This window comes from Pseudomonas sp. FG29, assembly GCF_057809355.1.
This window is the reverse complement of sequence record NZ_JBMDJU010000010.1, coordinates 36646-52473: the sequence shown is the minus strand read 5'-3', so window position 1 is coordinate 52473 and position 15828 is coordinate 36646. Positions and strand designations below refer to the sequence as shown.

Genomic DNA, 15828 nt, shown 5'->3' with positions numbered 1-15828 from the left:
CCCTGGCTGGTTCTGGCTGAAGTTGCCTGCCAGTATCCATATTTGCTGCACGCCATGTTTCGTCATGAGGTGAACGATGGAATACGCACCGGGTTTCAGTTCGATTGCTGCGTTGCTCGCCGACGCGGGGCGCGCGGCCATGGTTTGGGCGCTGATGGACGGCAGTGCGCGGCCGGCCGGAGAGCTGGCCTTGCTGGCGGGGTTGTCCCCCTCCTCGACCAGCGCGCACCTGGCCAAGCTGGTCGAGGGCGGCCTGCTGGCGCAGCAGCGGCATGGGCGCAATCGCTATTACCGCCTGGCCGGACCGGAGGTCGGGCAACTGGTGGAGGCCCTGGCCAGCGCTGCACTGGCTGCACAGCCACGGCAAGCGCGTGCGGTGCCAGTCTCGCGCGGGACGCCGCTGGCCATGCGTGAGGCGCGCACCTGCTACGACCATCTGGCCGGTGAACTGGCGGTCGGCGTGTTTGCACGGATGTGTGCGGCTGACTGGTTGAGCGAGGATGGCGGAGCGCTGAAGTTGACCGCCGGCGGCGAGCAGGGGTTGCAGGCGTTGGGTATCGATCTGCAGCAGGTCGGTCGTCAGCGCCGCCAGCGGTTGTGTGCCTGCCCGGACTGGAGCGAGCGCAAGCCGCATCTGGGCGGTGCGCTGGGCGCGGCGTTGTTGAATCTGTGCGAAGGCGAGGGCTGGCTGCGGCGCAGCCAGGGTTCGCGTGCGTTGCAGGTTTCACCGCAGGGACGCAGGGCGATCATGGCGATCGCGGCTTTGTAGCTTCGTAGGGGGGCGGCGATCCGGCGTGCTAGGGCCGTGTCGAATTTCTCGCCGGACTCTCAGGTAGGGCGGGTGAAACCCGCCGTCTTGGGTGGCGGGTTACACCCGCCCTACGTCCACTATGTACGGCTTTCGTACTCAGGTGGCCAATGTATTGCCTCGTAGGAGCCCCGCCCCGGGGCGAAGCTTTTCGTCGCGGGGCGCGACTCCTACAGGTGTGGCTTCAGGCCGAGGCGCTGACCGGCTTGCCGCCCTTGGGCTTGAAGTACAGGGTGGTGCCACGGGCGAGGTTGTCCAGGCTGACATGATCCTTGGCCACCTCGGCCTCGATCAGTTCGTCCTGGCCTTCGACTTTCAGCGTGATGCGGGTGATCGCGCCGAGCAGGCGGATGTCGCGCACTTCACCGGCCTTGTGCTCCGGGCTCGGTTCGCTGGACAGGTCGACCTCGTGCGGGCGGAACAGCACATGGTGGTCGTTGCCGACGTAGAGGCGGTTGGCGTCACCGAGGAAGTGGTAGACGAAGTCGCTGGCCGGGTTTTCGTACACCTCGGCCGGGGTACCGATCTGCTCGATCACGCCCTTGTTCATCACCACGATGCGGTCGGCCACTTCCATGGCTTCTTCCTGGTCGTGGGTGACGAACACGCTGGTCAGGTGCACTTCCTCGTGCAGGCGCGCCAGCCAGCGGCGTAGCTCCTTGCGCACCTTGGCATCCAGCGCGCCGAAGGGTTCGTCGAGCAGCAGCACTTTCGGCTCCACCGCCAGGGCGCGGGCCAGGGCGATACGCTGGCGCTGGCCACCTGACAGTTGCTCCGGGTAGCGGTCACCGAGCCAGTCGAGCTGCACCAGGTTGAGCAGCTCGTGCACCTTCTCGGCGATCGTCGCCTCGCTCGGGCGCTCGCGCTTGGGCTTCATGCGCAGGCCGAAGGCGACGTTGTCGAACACGGTCATGTGGCGGAACAGCGCGTAGTGCTGGAACACGAAGCCGACGTTGCGATCACGCACGTCGTGCTCGGACACGTCCTCGCCGTGGAAGCCGATGCTGCCGCTGTCCGGGGTTTCCAGGCCGGCGATGATGCGCAGCAGGGTGGTCTTGCCGCAGCCGGACGGGCCGAGCAGGGCGACCAGCTCGCCGCTCTGGATGCTCAGGTTGATCTCGTTCAGCGCCTTGAACTGGCCGAACTGCTTGTTGACGCCTGTGACTTCGATACTCATGGCTTATTCCTGGTGGTTCCGTGGGCCGGGCCGCTTTCAGGCGGCGCTACGGCTGTCAGTCTTCTCGGTTGGCTTGTAGCTGGCGGCTCAGACGCGCTTCGCTCCATTGGCGAAGCAGCAGCACCACCAGGGCCATGACGAGCAGCAGGATCGCCACGCTGAAGGCAGCGACGATGTTGTACTCGTTGTAGAGAATCTCGATGTGCAGCGGCAGGGTGTTGGTGTAACCGCGGATATGCCCGGAAACCACCGAAACTGCGCCGAATTCGCCCATCGCACGGGCGGTGCACAGCACCACGCCGTAGATCAGCGCCCATTTTACGTTAGGCAGCGTGACATGCCAGAACATCTGCCAACCGTTGGCACCGAGCAGGCGCGCGGCCTCTTCCTCGGTGGTGCCCTGTTCCTCCATCAGCGGGATCAGCTCGCGCGCGACGAAGGGGAAGGTGACGAAGATGGTCGCCAGGACGATGCCCGGCACGGCGTAGACGATCTGCAGGTTCTGCGAGTCCAGGTACGGCGCGAGAACGCTCTGCGAGCCGAACAGCAGCACGTAGATCAGGCCGGCGACCACCGGCGACACTGAGAACGGCATGTCGATCAGGGTGATCAGGATGCTCTTGCCGCGAAACTCGAACTTGGTCACCGCCCAGGCTGCGGCGACGCCGAACACCAGGTTCAGTGGCACCGAAATGGCGGTGGCCAGCAGGGTCAGCTTCAGCGCCGAGATGGCGTCCGGCTCGCTGATCGCTTGCCAGAACACCTCCAGGCCACGGCTCAGGCCCTGGGTCACCACCATGTACAGCGGCAACACGAGAATCGCGGCAAATACTGCCCAGGCGATGACGATCAGGATGATGGCGCCGACGGAGCGGCTGGCCGGGCGCGCAGCCGCGCTCTGGCCAAGGGTTGCAAGGCTCATGACGGGCTCCTCAGAGTTGCGGCTGGATGCGGCGCTGCAGGATGTTGATCAGCAGCAGCAGGATGAACGACACCACCAGCATGATCACGCCGATGGCGGTGGCGCCCGGATAGTCGTATTGATCCAGCTTGGAGACGATCAGCAGCGGCAGAATCTCGGTCTTCAGCGGGATGTTGCCGGCGATGAACACCACCGAGCCGTACTCACCGACGCCACGGGCGAAGGCCAGGGCGAAACCGGTCAACCAGGCCGGCAGCAGGCTCGGCAGCAGGATATGGCGAAACACCTGCAGCGGCTTGGCGCCCAGGCAGGCGGCGGCTTCCTCGACTTCCTTGGGAATGTCGGCCAGTACCGGCTGCAAGGTACGCACCACGAACGGCAGTGTGACGAACACCAGCGCCAGGGTGATGCCCAGCGGCGTGTAGGCGATCTTGAAGGGGAACAGCGAGCCGATCAGGCCGCTGGGTGCGTACAGCGCGGTGAGCGCGATGCCGGCCACGGCCGTGGGCAGGGCGAACGGCATGTCGACCATGGCATCGATGATGCGCCGGCCAGGGAAGGTGTAGCGCACCAGCACCCAGGCGATGATGGTGCCGAGAATGCCATTGAGCAGGGCGGCGGCCAGTGCGGTGCCGAACGAGAGTTTCAGCGAGAACTGCAGTTGGCGATTGTTCAGCAGCGCCCACCACTGTTCGCCGGTCAGCTGCAGCGAGAAGAGGAACATCGCCCCCAGCGGAATCAGGACGATCAACGCCAGGTAGGTGATGGTGTAGCCCAGGGTCAGCCCGAAGCCGGGTATGACCGGGGAAGTTCGACGAGACATGGGGTGTCCTTTTGTACAGGTCCAGAGTCACGACGCCCCACAACCCGGAGGTTGCAGGGCATCGAGCGGTCGAGCCGGGTTACTGGTTGATCTTGGTGAAGATCTGGTCGAACACGCCGCCATCGTCGAAATACTTGGGCTGCGCCTGTTTCCAGCCGCCGAAGTCCTTGTCGATGGTCACCAGCTTGAGATCCTGGAACTGACCCTTGAACTCGGCGGCGACTTTCTCGTTGCGTGGGCGGTAGAAGTTCTTCGCGGCGATGCGCTGGCCTTCTTCGCTGTACAGGTGCTCCAGGTAGGCTTCGGCCACTTTGCGGGTGCCCTTGCGGTCGACGTTGGCATCGACCACCGCCACCGGCGGCTCGGCGAGGATCGACAGCGATGGGGTGACGATTTCCAGTTGGTCGCCGCCTTCTTCGGCCAGCGACAGGTAGGCCTCGTTTTCCCAGGCCAACAGTACGTCACCCAGGCCACGCTGGACGAAGCTGATGGTCGAGCCACGGGCGCCGGTATCCAGCACCGGGGCATGGCGGTACAGCTCGGTGACGAACTCCAGAGCCTTGTCTTCGCTGCCGAACTTCTCGCGGGCATAGGCCCAGGCGGCGAGGAAGTTCCAGCGGGCGCCGCCGGAGGTTTTCGGGTTCGGGGTGATGACTTCCACGCCGTCTTTGACCAGGTCATCCCAGTCCTTGATGCCTTTCGGGTTGCCCTTGCGCACCAGGAACACGATGGTCGAGGTGTACGGTGTGCTGTTGTCCGGCAGGCGCGCCTGCCAGTTCGGGTCGATCAGCTGCTGGTTGAGGTTGATCGCGTCGATGTCGCCGGACAGCGCCAGGGTCACCACGTCGGCCCGTAGGCCATCGATCACTGCACGAGCCTGCTTGCCCGAGCCCCCGTGGGACTGCTGAATGGCGACGGCCGGGTTGCCCTGCGCTTGCCAGAATTTGTTGAAGGCGGCGTTGTACTCGACGTACAGCTCGCGGGTCGGGTCGTAGGATACGTTGAGCAGCGGCTCGGCGATGGCCGGGCCGGCGATCAGGGTGCTGGCCAGCGCGGCCAGGGCAAAACGGCGAATGGACATGGTGCAGCTCCTAAACGGGATAGATTCTTGTGTTGGCGTAGGTTCTAGCCCTCTGGTGGTCCAGTCGGGCTGCATCATGGGAGGCGGTGTTCTGTCAGCTGTTCTTGGTGTTCGGCTGTTGCAGGCGGATCTTTTCCTTGCGCTCGATCTGCACGACTTGGCCGTTATGTACGGTGATTTCCACCGAACCGAATTTCAGTCCATGCAGGGCGGTCTGGATCTCGCGGAGGATGACGGCTTCATCCTGACCTTCCAGGTTTCTCAGAGTGGCGGTCATTTCCAGGCTCCTTGTGAATGGGTCGCCACGGCGGCGTGTGGTGGGTGCCGACGTTGGCGTGGAGCGGATAGTAGAGAGGCTGAAATATTCTTAAAAATACTGTTTAAGAACATTTATATGCATTTTAGAAATATAAAATGCTGCGGGATTTGATTGGGTTTATGGAATAAGCAAAGAATTTCTTATTCTTTTTGTCATTGTTTTACGCCGCCTAGACTGACGCCATTCGATTCAAGGAGGCGCCGTCATGGCCAGCGAAGCAATCCGTTATCTGATCCTGCCGGGTTGGCAGGGCTCACCCGATGAGCATTGGCAAAGCCACTGGCAGCGCAGCCTGCCCAACAGTGCGCGGGTCGAGCAGCAGGACTGGCTCAACCCGCAACGTGGCGACTGGGGCGCCGCGTTGAACCAGGCGATTGCTGCCGATCCGCGTCCGCTCATTCTCATCGCCCATAGCCTGGGCTGCGTGACGGTGGCGCATTGGGCCGCGCAGGCGCCGGTCGAGCTGTTGCGCCGTGTGCGCGGTGCCCTGCTGGTGGCGCCAGCCGATGTCGAGCGGCCGGGTTGCCCCGAAGCGCTGCGCAATTTCGCGCCGATGCCGCGTGATCTGCTGCCCTTTCCCAGCTTGCTGGTGGGCTCCGACAATGACGCCGCAGCCAGCGCCCTGCGCGCCCTGGAGCTGGCGCGCGCCTGGGGTAGCGAGGCGGCGATTCTGACCGGTGCCGGGCATATCAACGTGAAGTCCGGGCACCGTTACTGGGAGCAGGGCTTCGGTTATCTCTACCGCCTGCAGAGCCGCATCGAGCAGCAGGCGCGGCTGCGCGCCTGAGCGAGTCATCACGGCGTTACCTTTCCGGAGCAGGGTCGGGCCAGGCAGCCGCCTGCTCTTTTTTATCGCCTGCCAGCCATGGCGCCACCCTTCGGGCCAAAGCGGAGCAGTTGCTCCAGGTGTTTTTTATTCGCGTACAGGCTGCGCCGGCGAGGTGTGGCTCAGGAGCTGCACGTCATGAGTTTTCCACCTGACTTCCCGCCCTTGACCTTTGCCGATTCGGACAAGAGCCCGCTGAGCATTCGGGCCAAGGCGCTGGTCTTCGTCGACGCCCGTTCACGTCAACTGCGCGAGCACGCCGAGGCGCTGGCAGGCAATGACCAGCCGTTGCTGATTCTTGGCGAGACCGGGACCGGCAAGGAGTTGTTGGCGCGCTACATCCATCGCCAGAGCGAGCGCGCCGGCCTGTTCGTGGCGGTGAGCTGTGCGGCGATCAGCCCGCAATGGGGCGAGGCCGAGCTGTTCGGGCATGTCGGCGGTGCCCATGTCGGGGCCGCCAGCAGCCGTGCCGGCTGGTTCGGTTCGGCCAATGGCGGCACGCTCTACCTCGACGAGATTGCCGATCTTTCACGCCCATTGCAGAGCAAACTGCTGGCCGCGCTGGAAACCCGCGAGGTGTATCGCGTCGGTGCCAGCCAGGCGTTGCCGGTAGACGTGCGCCTGGTGGCGGCGAGCAGCATCGACCTGGCCCGTGCGGTGGCAGCCGGCACTTTCGATGAGCGTCTGTACGCCTACCTGTGCGACGGCCAGCTGCGTTTTCCGGCATTGCGTGAGCGGGTCGGCGACATCCTGCCGTTGGCTGAGTACTTTCTGGGTATCCATGCCCAGCGCCTGGGATTGAGCATCGCCGGCATCAACCCGGCGGCGCAGGCAGTGCTGGAGGCGCACCGCTGGCCGGGCAATACCCGTGAGCTGGAGAACGTCATCCACTTCGCCCTGCTGCTGGCCGGCAACAGCGAGATTGGCCCCGAGCATCTGGAGCTTCCGGGCCTTTCCGACTGGTGAACCACGCCGTAGGGCGAGCTGGGGCGCCGGCCGCTCGTAGCGTCAGCGAACAGTCCGCCGGTTTGACCTTGTGCCGCCTGATGTGCGGCGTACTGCTGCGCGAGTACGCCCTACGGGGCTTCGTTGCACAGGCTCAAGGAGCCAGCAGCGATACCGATTTGATCTGCGCCCAGATCGCCTGGCCAGCATGGATGCCCAACTGATCGAAGGAGTAGCGGGTGATCCGTGCCAGCAGGTGCTGCTCGCCCAGGCGCAGGGTCAGCAGGGCCTGGGCGCCGATCATCTGCCAGCTGTCCACGGTGACTGGCAACAGGTTGAGCAGGCTGCTGCCTTCAGCACGTTGCAGGCTGAGGCTGACATCGCGCGCCTTGATCTTCACCCGTACCCGGTGCCATGCCGGCAGCGCTGCATGGGGTATGCGCAGGCGTGCGTCACTGCCCGGAATGCGCAGGGCCAGCAGGCCGTACTGTGCATCGTAGGCGTCGACCTGGCCGTCGATCACCGCCTCGGCATCTTCTTCGCTGGCGAAGGGCAGGTCGGCGCGAAGCAACAATTCCTTGAGCGGGCCGCTGGCGCGCACCTGGCCTTCGTCGAGCAGCACCAGGTGATCGGCCAGGCGCGCCACTTCATCCGGCGCATGGCTGACGTAGAGCACGGGGATATCAAGCTCCTGGTGCAGCCGCTGCAGATAGGGCAGCACCTCCTGCTTGCGCTTGAGATCGAGCGAGGCCAGTGGCTCGTCCATCAGCAGCAGGCGCGGGCTGGTGACCAGCGCGCGAGCGATGCCGACGCGCTGGCGTTCGCCGCCGGATAAGGCCGAAGGCATTCGCTCGAGCAGGTGGCCGATGCCCAGCAACTCCAGCGCCTGATCCAGCGCCACCTTGCGCTGCGCGGCGGGGATGCGTTTCTGCCCGTACTCCAGATTGCCGCGCACGCTCAGGTGCGGGAACAGGTTGGCGTCCTGGAACACGTAGCCGATGGCGCGCTGGTGCGCCGGCAGGAAGAAGCCTTGCGCACTGTCCTGCCAGCGTTCGCCGGCCACTTGCAGATAGCCCTGCTGCGGGCGATCCAGCCCGGCGAAGCAGCGCAGGCAACTGGTCTTGCCCGAGCCGGAATGACCGAACAACGCGCTGACGCCGCGCCCGGGCAGGTCGAGGTCGACATCCAGGCGAAAGCCCGCATGCTGCACCAGAAAGCGCGCGCGAATACGGCTGTCATCCACCACTGCAGGGATCGAAGGTTTACCGAATCCGAACATCACCAGGCCCTCACCTTGCCGTTACGGCCGCTGTACAGCGCGAGCAGGACTAGGAAGGAGAACGCCACCATACCGCCAGCCAGCCAATGCGCCTGGGCGTAGTTCATGGTTTCCACGTGGTTGTAGATCTGCACCGACACCACCTGCGTCTTGCCGGGGATATTGCCACCGATCATCAGCACCACGCCGAACTCACCGACGGTATGGGCGAAGCTGAGAATGGCGGCGGTGATGAAGCCCGGGCGGGCCAGTGGCAGCACCACGCTGAAGAAACTGTCCCAGGGGTTGGCGCGCAAGGTCGCGGCAGCCTCCAGCGGGCCACGGCCGATGGCCTCGAAAGCGTTCTGCAGTGGCTGCACGACGAAGGGCAGCGAATAGAAGATCGAACCGATCACCAGGCCGGTAAACGTGAAGGTGAAGGTGCCGAGACCGAGGCTCTGAGTCAGCTGACCGAAGAAACCATTGGGCCCCATGCTCACTAGCAGGTAGAAACCGATCACCGTCGGCGGCAGCACCAGCGGCAGCGCCACCAGCGCGCCGACCGGGCGCTTGAGCCAGGAATCGGTACGCGCCAGCCACAGCGCGATGGGCGTGCCGATGATCAGCAACAGCACGGTGGTCAGTGAGGCCAGCTCCAGGGTCAGGAGGATGGCGTCGAGATCATTCTTCGACAGCGGCATGGGCGGGTTCCGGTAGCAAGCGTAGCCCGGATGCAATCCGGGACGTTCTCAGGCTGATGGCTACGGCAGTTTATAGCCGAACGACTCGATCACCTTGGCCGCTTCCGGGCCTTTCAGGTACTCGACCAGCGCCGCTGCGGCCGGGTTGTTCGCGCCCGGCTTGAGGATCAGCGCATCCTGCCTGATCGGGTCGTACATTGCCTCCGGCACGATCCAGGCCGAACCGCTGCTGAGCTTGCCGTCCTGGTACACCTGCGACAGGGCGACGAAGCCCAGTTCGGCGTTGCCGGTGGAAACGAACTGGTGCGCCTGGGTGATGTTCTGGCCCTCCACCAGCTTGCCCTTGACCGCCTCGCTCAGCCCCAGCTTGGCCAGCACCTGGGTCGCCGCCAGGCCATAGGGCGCGGCCTTTGGGTTGGCGATGGACAGGTGCTTGAACTGCCCGGCCTTCAACGCCGCGTCGCTGCCGTCGAGGTAGCTGGAGTCAGCCGACCACAGCACCAGGCTGCCGATGGCGTAGGTAAAGCGCGAGCCTGGCACGCTGTCGCCTTCTTGCTCCAGCTTGGCCGGCGTCGTGTCGTCGGCGCTGAGGAATACATCGAACGGCGCGCCGTTCTGGATCTGCGCATAGAACTGCCCGGTGGCGCCGAAGGAGGCCACCAGCTTGTGCCCGGTGGCTTTCTCGAAGGCCGGGGCGATGGCCTGCATCGGTGCGGTGAAGTTGGCGGCGACCGCGACCTTCACTTCATCGGCGATGGCGCCGCTGGCGAAGATCAGGCCGAGGGCGAGCAAACCGTGCTGGAGAGGCTTGAGCATGGAGATTCCTTATTGTTCCTGGGCAATCACACGGCCTGAGGCAGGCCAGGTGCGGCAATCCTACCTCGTTGTGTAATTTTGTATATAGCGCTTTACGGCTCGCTCCCTTGCACGATCTTCGTGCGTGGCGGCGGGTGCCTGCACCGTCACGGCTTGCGGGCAGTTTTTCCCTTGCCAGCAACTACAAAAAACATAATTTCGCTAATCCCCCGCTCTGAACAGAATGCCCGCAACGAGCCGCCCCGGCGGATTCAGTCACGAGCAGAATCAGAGCAGGCAACCATGACCGAGCTGAAGCAATCCGCCTTTCCCCAACCCGCAGGTCGGGTACCCGCAACCTTGACGATCGACACCCTGGTGGTCGGCGCTGGCCAGGCCGGCGTGGCCATGAGCGAGCACCTGGGCAAGCTCGGCGTGCCGCATCTGGTGCTGGAGAAGAGCCGCATCGCCGAGGCCTGGCGCACGGTGCGCTGGGATTCGCTGGTGACCAATGGGCCGGTCTGGCACGACCGCTTCCCCGGCATGGAGTTTCCCGATCTCGGCCCGGACGACTTTGCCCACAAGGATCAGGTGGCCGACTACTTCGAGGCTTACGCGCAGATGATCGACGCGCCGATCCGCACCGGCGTCGAGGTCAAGCAGGTGGTACGCGCGCCTGGCCGCGCCGGCTTTATCGTGGAAACTTCCGAGGGCACTATTCACGCCAATCGTGTGGTCGCCGCCACCGGCCCGTTCCAGCGCCCGGTGATTCCGGCCATCGCCCCGCAGGACGACAGCCTGCTGCAGATCCACTCGGCGCATTACCGCAATCCGCAGCAACTGCCCGAAGGCGCGGTGCTGGTGGTCGGCGCCGGTTCTTCCGGCGTGCAGATCGCCGACGAGCTGAACCGCGCCGGGCGCCAGGTGTACCTCTCGGTCGGCGCTCACGACCGGCCGCCGCGCAGCTATCGCGGTCGCGATTTCGTCTGGTGGCTCGGCGTGCTCGGCCTGTGGGATCTGGAAACCGTGCAGCCGGGCAAGGAGCACGTGACCATCGCCGTCAGCGGCGCCCATGGCGGGCGCACCATCGATTTTCGTGAGCTGGCCGCGCAGGGCATCACCCTGGTTGGTCTGACCCGCGCCTTCGAGGCGGGCGTGGCGCAGTTCGCCGATGATCTGGCGGAAAACCTGGCGCGCGGCGACGAGAACTACCTGTCGCTGCTCGATGCCGCCGATGCCTATGTCGAACGCAATGGCCTCGACCTGCCGCAAGAGCCCGAGGCGCGTCGCCGTTTCCCCGAGCCGGCGTGCGTCCGCGAGCCGTTGCAAAGCCTCGACCTGGCTGCTGCCGGCGTTACTTCGATCATCTGGGCCACCGGCTACGCCACGGACTTCAGCTGGTTGCAGGTCGATGCCTTCGACGCCAACGGCAAGCCCAAACACCAGCGCGGCGTCTCCAGCGAGCCGGGTGTGTACTTCGTCGGCCTGCCCTGGCTGTCGCGCCGTGGCTCCACCTTCATCTGGGGCGTGTGGCACGACGCCCGCCATATCGCCGACCACATCGCTACCCAGCGCAAGTACACCGCCTACCGCGACGCTACCCAGCGTGACGCCGCGGCCCTCGAATCCAGCGCTGGCAAAGTCAGCCTCACCGGAGTTCGCTGATGCCTACTCATACCCGCATCCGCATGTTCAATACCAAGGACACCTACCCCAACCAGTCCCTGGACAACGACCTGTGCCAGGCCGTGCGCGCCGGCAACACCGTATACGTGCGCGGCCAGGTCGGCACCGATTTCGACGGTAACCTGGTCGGCCTCGGCGACCCGCAGGCGCAGACCGAGCAGGCGATGAAGAACCTCAAGCAACTGCTGGAAGAAGCCGGCAGCGACCTCTCGCACATCGTCAAAACCACCACCTACATCATCGACCCGCGCTACCGCGAGCCGGTGTACAAGGAGGTCGGCAAATGGCTCAAGGGCGTGTTCCCGATCTCCACCGGGCTGGTGGTTTCGGCCCTCGGCCAGCCGCAATGGCTGATGGAGATCGACGTGATTGCCGTGATTCCCGATGACTGGCCGAGTGCCGGAGGCCAGGCATGACCTTTTCCATCGTCGGCCGCTGCCCGGAAACCGGGCACCTCGGTATCGCCATCAGCTCCTCCAGCATCGCCGTCGGCGCCCGCTGCCCCTGGCTGCGCGCCGGGGTTGGTGCGGTGTCGACGCAGAACATCACCCTGCCGGCGCTGGGGCCGCAGATTCTCGACCGCCTGGAGGCTGGCGAGGCGCCGGCCAGCGCACTGGAGCAGGCCCTGGCGCGCAACGGCTACGGCCAATATCGGCAGGTGACGGTGATCGACAGCCACGGCGCCAGCGCGCACTTTTCCGGCAGCGAAGCCCTCGGTGTGCACCATGCGCGCGCCGGCGAGCAATGCGTGGCGGCCGGCAACCTGCTGGCTTCCACGGCGGTGATCGACGCCATGGTCGAGGCCTTCGAACAGGCCGACGGCGGCCTGCCGGATCGCCTGCTGGCGGCCATGCACGCGGCGATGGCCACTGGTGGCGAGGCCGGGCCGGTGCATTCGGCGGCGCTGTCGGTGGTCGGCGATCTGGTCTGGCCGGTGGTCGACCTGCGTGTCGACTGGGCCGAGCAAGATCCTATCGGCGAGCTGGACAAGCTCTGGCGCGCCTACGAGCCGCAACTGCACGATTACATCACCCGCGCCCTCGACCCCACCGCCGCGCCGAGTTACGGCGTGCCGGGTGACGAGTAGGGTGGACGGCGCTCTTTTCGTCCACCGTGTGCGCCGTAATGGTGGATGGATAAAGCGTCATCCACCCTACGTACTGCATCCATGCAGTCGCAGCCGCGATCTTGAACTGTCGCCGCTAAAGCGCCTCCCACGGTGTCATCGATCAACCTTTCACCGGTAACCACCCATGTCCACCAGCCGCGACCTGCTCGCCGACCTGATCGCCTTCGACACCACCAGCCGCGAATCCAACCTGGCGCTGATCGATTACGTGCGTGCCTACCTGGCCGGGCTCGGCATCGACAGCGAGCTGCTGTTCAACGCCGAACGCAGCAAGGCCAACCTCTATGCGCGCATCGGCCCGGCCGGGGCGGGCGGGGTGATGCTGTCCGGACACAGCGACGTGGTGCCAGTCGACGGCCAGAGCTGGAGCGTGCCGCCGTTCCAGCTCAGCGAACGCGACGGCCGCCTGTATGGGCGCGGCACGGCGGACATGAAGGGCTTCATCGCCTGCGTGCTGGCGGCGTTGCCGCGCTTTCTCGAGGCGCCTCTGCGCCTGCCGCTGCACATCGCCATTTCCTATGACGAGGAGGTCGGTTGCCTCGGCGTGCGCAGCCTGGTCGAGCGCCTGCGCGCCAGTCCCGAGCGCCCGGCCATCTGCCTGATCGGCGAACCCACCGAGATGCGCCCGGTGCTTGGCCACAAGGGCAAGCTGGCGATGCGCTGTGAAGTACATGGCGCCGCCTGCCATTCGGCCTATGCGCCGCAGGGGGTCAATGCCATCGAGTACGCGGCCAAACTGATCGGCCGCCTCGGCGAGATCGGTGAACGTCTGGCCGCGTCCGAGCGCCATGACGGTCGCTTCGACCCGCCCTACTCCACGGTGCAGACCGGCGTTATCCAGGGCGGTCGAGCCTTGAATATCGTGCCCGCCGAATGCCGCTTCGACTTCGAGATGCGCGCGCTGCCGGCCGACGATCCGCAGCAGGTCGCCGCCGAGCTGCGCGACTACGCCGAGCGCGAGCTGCTGCCGCGCATGCGTGCGGTGAGCGCGACCAGCGACATCCGTTTCAGCGAGCTGTCCAGCTATCCCGGCCTGCTCACCGACGCCGCCAGCGAGGCGGCGCGGCTGCTGGCGCTGATCGCCGAGCGCGAGGATTTCACCACCGTTGCCTTCGGCACCGAAGGCGGCCTGTTCGACGCGGCCGGCGTGGCCACCGTGGTCTGCGGCCCCGGCAGCATGGAGCAGGGGCACAAGCCGGACGAGTTCGTCAGTCTCGAACAACTCGAGCGCTGCGATGCCTTGCTGGCGCGCCTGGCGAGCTGGATGCAGCAGGCACCGGTCTGATGCCGGGCAAGCCCGCGTAGCTGCCAACCTTGTTCCTCTGTGCCTGATTGCTGATTTCTGCAAATGCTTCACGCTCGGATAAGCGGGCGATCTGCTAAGGTGCGCGGCGCGCCTGTCGTCTGGCCCAAGGGAGAAGAAGCAATGAAGGGAGTCAAGCGTTGGTTGCTGGCGAGCCTGTGCCTGCTCGTGCTGCTGGTGGGCTACACCAAGGTCATGGGACGCCTGGCTGGCGGCCCGGCACCGTTGACGGAACCCGTCGCACAGGCCGATCTGATCACCGTCGACAAGGCGCAGCGGCGCATGCAGCTCTGGCGAGAAGGTACGATGCTGAGCGAGTACCGCATCGTCCTCGGTGCGGCGGGCGACGAGGGGCATAAACAGCGTGAAGGCGACCAGCGCACACCCGAGGGGCGCTACCTGATCGACTGGCGCAATGCCAAATCCATGGCCTACCTCAGTCTGCACATCTCCTACCCGAACGCGCAGGATCAGGCCGCCGCTGCCGCGCGTGGCGAGAGCCCCGGTGGCAACATCATGATCCACGGCCTGCCCAATGGCTGGGGTTGGCTCGGGCCGCTGCATCACCTGTGGGACTGGACCGATGGCTGCATCGCCGTGAGCAACGACGAGATGCGCGACATCTGGCTGCGGGTCGCCAACGGCACGCCCATCGAAATCCACTGAATGCACTTGATCAAGGAAACGACCATGCATGAGCCCGTGATCCAGGAAGAAGTCTCCGGCTGCGGTATTGCCAGCGCAGCCAACGTTCTCGGCAAGACCTACGCGCAGATGAAGGCCATCGCCAATGCCATGGGCATCCATGCCGAGGACGAGGCGTTGTGGTCGGATACCCGCTACGTGCGCCGTTTGCTGGCCAGCGAAGGTGTGGTTTGTGCCGCGCAGGAAACCCCGTTCCAGTCCTGGGAGGCATTGCCCGACCAGGCCCTGCTGCCCATCAAGTTCCATCGCGAGGGTGACCGCGACTTCTGGCACTGGGTGGTGTTCCGGCGTGAGGCGGGTGTCGCCGTCGTGCTGGATTCCGCGAGTTATCTGCCGAGCAATCGCCGCACCGATTTCCAGGCCATGCAACCCAAGTGGTTCATCGAAGTGCTCGGCGCCAGTGATCCGGCCTGACCACCAATTTCGTCGACTTCCGCTCGCCAGCAGCACCCGGCACAGGTTCCTGAAGTGGGGCCTTTGGCCGCGTTTCCTGCCTCGTCTTGGGGCGCTCGGTAACGCTTTTGGTGCATGAATCCAGGCGTCATCTTCCGCTCAGCGATACGTTTTCCTTTAAAAACAGCACGTTGTGATTTCCGGCACGGCACCTGCATTTGGATGATTGTGTTTTTGGATCCAAAAATTCAGGAATCCTCACAATGCCTTTCGCCGTGACCACCTTCAATGCCCAGCCCACCCTCTCGGCCGAGGACGAGGCTTATCTGCACCTGCTCGACGCCATCTGCCAGGGCCGTTACCGCACCGGCGACCGGCTGATCGCTGAAGACATCGCCAGCGAGCTGGAGATGAGCCGCATGCCCATTCGCGGGGCCTTCAAGCGCTTGGCGGCGGAGGGATTGGTAACGCTGCGACCCAACCGTGGCGCGGTGGTCAGTGGCCTCAACCTCGACCAGATGCGCGAAGTCTTCGAGATGCGCAGTGCCCTGGAAGGCCTGGCGATCCGCGTCGCCACGCCGAAGATCAACGAGCGCCACCTGGCCCGCCTGGAGCGCCTGCTCGATGAAATGGACGAGTGCGGTGACGACAGTTCGGAGTGGGTGGTGCGCCACCGCATCTTCCACGAATACCTCTGCAGCCTCAGCGAGCGCCCACGCCTGATGCGCCAGATCAGCGCCCTCTACGCGATGATCGAGCCGTACATGCGCCTCTGGCTCAAGCATGTCGACAAGCCCCTGAGCGCCCGTGAAGAACACCAGACCCTCCTCGACGCGGTAAGAACCGGCGACGCCCGGCACGCCGAGCGGATCGTCTGCGAGCACATCGAAGGCACCGTCCCCGATCTGCTCGAATTCCTGGAAAAGTCGGGCGCCTGAGACCCGACCTCCCTTTCAT

The 15828-nt window shown here is 65.0% G+C and carries 18 protein-coding genes; 10 read left to right on the top strand and 8 right to left on the bottom strand.

The window, feature by feature from the left end:
• The first annotated feature begins 76 nt into the window (after positions 1-76).
• Positions 77-769, top strand: coding sequence for an ArsR/SmtB family transcription factor (locus ACODS1_RS12615; RefSeq protein WP_489085923.1), 693 nt, complete (start codon positions 77-79; stop codon positions 767-769).
• A gap of 223 nt (positions 770-992) precedes the next feature.
• Here ACODS1_RS12615 and ACODS1_RS12610 read toward each other — a convergent pair whose 3' ends face one another.
• The 5 genes from ACODS1_RS12610 to oscA all read right to left on the bottom strand — a co-directional run bounded on the left by ACODS1_RS12610 (position 993) and on the right by oscA (position 5088).
• Positions 993-1985 carry a sulfate/molybdate ABC transporter ATP-binding protein gene (locus tag ACODS1_RS12610; RefSeq protein ID WP_489085922.1) on the bottom strand — a complete coding sequence of 331 codons (993 nt, stop codon included), beginning with the start codon at positions 1983-1985 and terminating at the stop codon, positions 993-995.
• Between the two features lie 55 nt (positions 1986-2040).
• Entirely contained in the window at positions 2041-2907 is an 867-nt protein-coding gene (gene cysW / locus ACODS1_RS12605; protein ID WP_489085921.1) for a sulfate ABC transporter permease subunit CysW, read from the bottom strand.
• Positions 2908-2917: 10 nt separating this feature from the next.
• Positions 2918-3730 (bottom strand): sulfate ABC transporter permease subunit CysT, encoded by an 813-nt coding sequence (cysT, locus tag ACODS1_RS12600; protein WP_322979528.1) that lies wholly within the window; start codon positions 3728-3730, stop codon positions 2918-2920.
• A gap of 79 nt (positions 3731-3809) precedes the next feature.
• Positions 3810-4811, bottom strand: a complete 1002-nt coding sequence (locus ACODS1_RS12595) for a sulfate ABC transporter substrate-binding protein (protein WP_489085920.1) — start codon at positions 4809-4811, stop codon at positions 3810-3812.
• Positions 4812-4905: 94 nt separating this feature from the next.
• Positions 4906-5088, bottom strand: coding sequence for a sulfur starvation response protein OscA (oscA, locus tag ACODS1_RS12590; RefSeq protein ID WP_489085919.1), 183 nt, complete (start codon positions 5086-5088; stop codon positions 4906-4908).
• A gap of 247 nt (positions 5089-5335) precedes the next feature.
• Between oscA and ACODS1_RS12585 the strand changes: the two genes are divergently transcribed.
• Together ACODS1_RS12585 and ACODS1_RS12580 are read left to right on the top strand one after the other, a co-directional pair.
• Positions 5336-5917 carry an RBBP9/YdeN family alpha/beta hydrolase gene (locus ACODS1_RS12585; RefSeq protein ID WP_489085918.1) on the top strand — a complete coding sequence of 194 codons (582 nt, stop codon included), beginning with the start codon at positions 5336-5338 and terminating at the stop codon, positions 5915-5917.
• A 177-nt stretch (positions 5918-6094) separates the two neighbouring features.
• A complete protein-coding gene (locus tag ACODS1_RS12580; protein WP_489085917.1) occupies positions 6095-6922 on the top strand; it encodes a sigma 54-interacting transcriptional regulator in 828 nt (275 codons plus the stop codon).
• A 133-nt stretch (positions 6923-7055) separates the two neighbouring features.
• On the opposite strand, the gene modC is transcribed toward ACODS1_RS12580, so the two are convergent.
• Genes modC through modA form a run of 3 tightly spaced genes read right to left on the bottom strand, consistent with a single transcriptional unit; the run spans position 7056 to position 9676 of the window.
• The gene (gene modC / locus ACODS1_RS12575; RefSeq protein ID WP_489086000.1) at positions 7056-8180 is read right to left on the bottom strand and encodes a molybdenum ABC transporter ATP-binding protein; all 1125 of its coding nucleotides are present in this window, start codon (positions 8178-8180) and stop codon (positions 7056-7058) included.
• Positions 8180-8860, bottom strand: coding sequence for a molybdate ABC transporter permease subunit (gene modB, locus ACODS1_RS12570; RefSeq protein ID WP_489085916.1), 681 nt, complete (start codon positions 8858-8860; stop codon positions 8180-8182). Before modB ends, modC begins: the two co-directional genes overlap by 1 nt.
• 60 nt (positions 8861-8920) lie before the next feature.
• Positions 8921-9676, bottom strand: a complete 756-nt coding sequence (modA, locus tag ACODS1_RS12565; RefSeq protein ID WP_489085915.1) for a molybdate ABC transporter substrate-binding protein — start codon at positions 9674-9676, stop codon at positions 8921-8923.
• 282 nt (positions 9677-9958) lie between these two features.
• On the opposite strand from modA, the gene ACODS1_RS12560 reads away from it, so the two are divergent.
• From ACODS1_RS12560 to ACODS1_RS12530, 7 genes are all read left to right on the top strand, one after another.
• Positions 9959-11320, top strand: a complete 1362-nt coding sequence (locus ACODS1_RS12560; RefSeq protein ID WP_489085914.1) for a flavin-containing monooxygenase — start codon at positions 9959-9961, stop codon at positions 11318-11320.
• Positions 11320-11757, top strand: a complete 438-nt coding sequence (locus ACODS1_RS12555) for a RidA family protein (RefSeq protein ID WP_106738245.1) — start codon at positions 11320-11322, stop codon at positions 11755-11757. The genes ACODS1_RS12560 and ACODS1_RS12555 overlap by 1 nt, the downstream gene beginning before the upstream one ends.
• Positions 11754-12428, top strand: a complete 675-nt coding sequence (locus ACODS1_RS12550) for a DUF1028 domain-containing protein (protein ID WP_489085913.1) — start codon at positions 11754-11756, stop codon at positions 12426-12428. The genes ACODS1_RS12555 and ACODS1_RS12550 overlap by 4 nt, the downstream gene beginning before the upstream one ends.
• A 166-nt stretch (positions 12429-12594) precedes the next feature.
• Positions 12595-13755, top strand: coding sequence for an acetylornithine deacetylase (gene argE, locus ACODS1_RS12545; protein ID WP_489085912.1), 1161 nt, complete (start codon positions 12595-12597; stop codon positions 13753-13755).
• 141 nt (positions 13756-13896) lie between these two features.
• Complete coding sequence (locus ACODS1_RS12540) at positions 13897-14439, top strand: L,D-transpeptidase family protein (protein WP_489085911.1); 543 nt, start codon at positions 13897-13899, stop codon at positions 14437-14439.
• Between the two features lie 24 nt (positions 14440-14463).
• Entirely contained in the window at positions 14464-14892 is a 429-nt protein-coding gene (locus ACODS1_RS12535; RefSeq protein ID WP_489085910.1) for a hypothetical protein, read from the top strand.
• Between the two features lie 242 nt (positions 14893-15134).
• Positions 15135-15809 (top strand): GntR family transcriptional regulator, encoded by a 675-nt coding sequence (locus tag ACODS1_RS12530; RefSeq protein ID WP_489085909.1) that lies wholly within the window; start codon positions 15135-15137, stop codon positions 15807-15809.
• The last annotated feature ends 19 nt before the right edge of the window (positions 15810-15828 follow it).

Coding starts and splice junctions, on each gene's coding strand:
- ACODS1_RS12615 (WP_489085923.1), top strand. CDS start 77: ATGGAATACGCACCGGGTTTCAGTTCGATTGCTGCGTTGCTCGCCGAC.
- ACODS1_RS12610 (WP_489085922.1), bottom strand. CDS start 1,985: ATGAGTATCGAAGTCACAGGCGTCAACAAGCAGTTCGGCCAGTTCAAG.
- cysW (WP_489085921.1), bottom strand. CDS start 2,907: ATGAGCCTTGCAACCCTTGGCCAGAGCGCGGCTGCGCGCCCGGCCAGC.
- cysT (WP_322979528.1), bottom strand. CDS start 3,730: ATGTCTCGTCGAACTTCCCCGGTCATACCCGGCTTCGGGCTGACCCTG.
- ACODS1_RS12595 (WP_489085920.1), bottom strand. CDS start 4,811: ATGTCCATTCGCCGTTTTGCCCTGGCCGCGCTGGCCAGCACCCTGATC.
- oscA (WP_489085919.1), bottom strand. CDS start 5,088: ATGACCGCCACTCTGAGAAACCTGGAAGGTCAGGATGAAGCCGTCATC.
- ACODS1_RS12585 (WP_489085918.1), top strand. CDS start 5,336: ATGGCCAGCGAAGCAATCCGTTATCTGATCCTGCCGGGTTGGCAGGGC.
- ACODS1_RS12580 (WP_489085917.1), top strand. CDS start 6,095: ATGAGTTTTCCACCTGACTTCCCGCCCTTGACCTTTGCCGATTCGGAC.
- modC (WP_489086000.1), bottom strand. CDS start 8,180: ATGTTCGGATTCGGTAAACCTTCGATCCCTGCAGTGGTGGATGACAGC.
- modB (WP_489085916.1), bottom strand. CDS start 8,860: ATGCCGCTGTCGAAGAATGATCTCGACGCCATCCTCCTGACCCTGGAG.
- modA (WP_489085915.1), bottom strand. CDS start 9,676: ATGCTCAAGCCTCTCCAGCACGGTTTGCTCGCCCTCGGCCTGATCTTC.
- ACODS1_RS12560 (WP_489085914.1), top strand. CDS start 9,959: ATGACCGAGCTGAAGCAATCCGCCTTTCCCCAACCCGCAGGTCGGGTA.
- ACODS1_RS12555 (WP_106738245.1), top strand. CDS start 11,320: ATGCCTACTCATACCCGCATCCGCATGTTCAATACCAAGGACACCTAC.
- ACODS1_RS12550 (WP_489085913.1), top strand. CDS start 11,754: ATGACCTTTTCCATCGTCGGCCGCTGCCCGGAAACCGGGCACCTCGGT.
- argE (WP_489085912.1), top strand. CDS start 12,595: ATGTCCACCAGCCGCGACCTGCTCGCCGACCTGATCGCCTTCGACACC.
- ACODS1_RS12540 (WP_489085911.1), top strand. CDS start 13,897: ATGAAGGGAGTCAAGCGTTGGTTGCTGGCGAGCCTGTGCCTGCTCGTG.
- ACODS1_RS12535 (WP_489085910.1), top strand. CDS start 14,464: ATGCATGAGCCCGTGATCCAGGAAGAAGTCTCCGGCTGCGGTATTGCC.
- ACODS1_RS12530 (WP_489085909.1), top strand. CDS start 15,135: ATGCCTTTCGCCGTGACCACCTTCAATGCCCAGCCCACCCTCTCGGCC.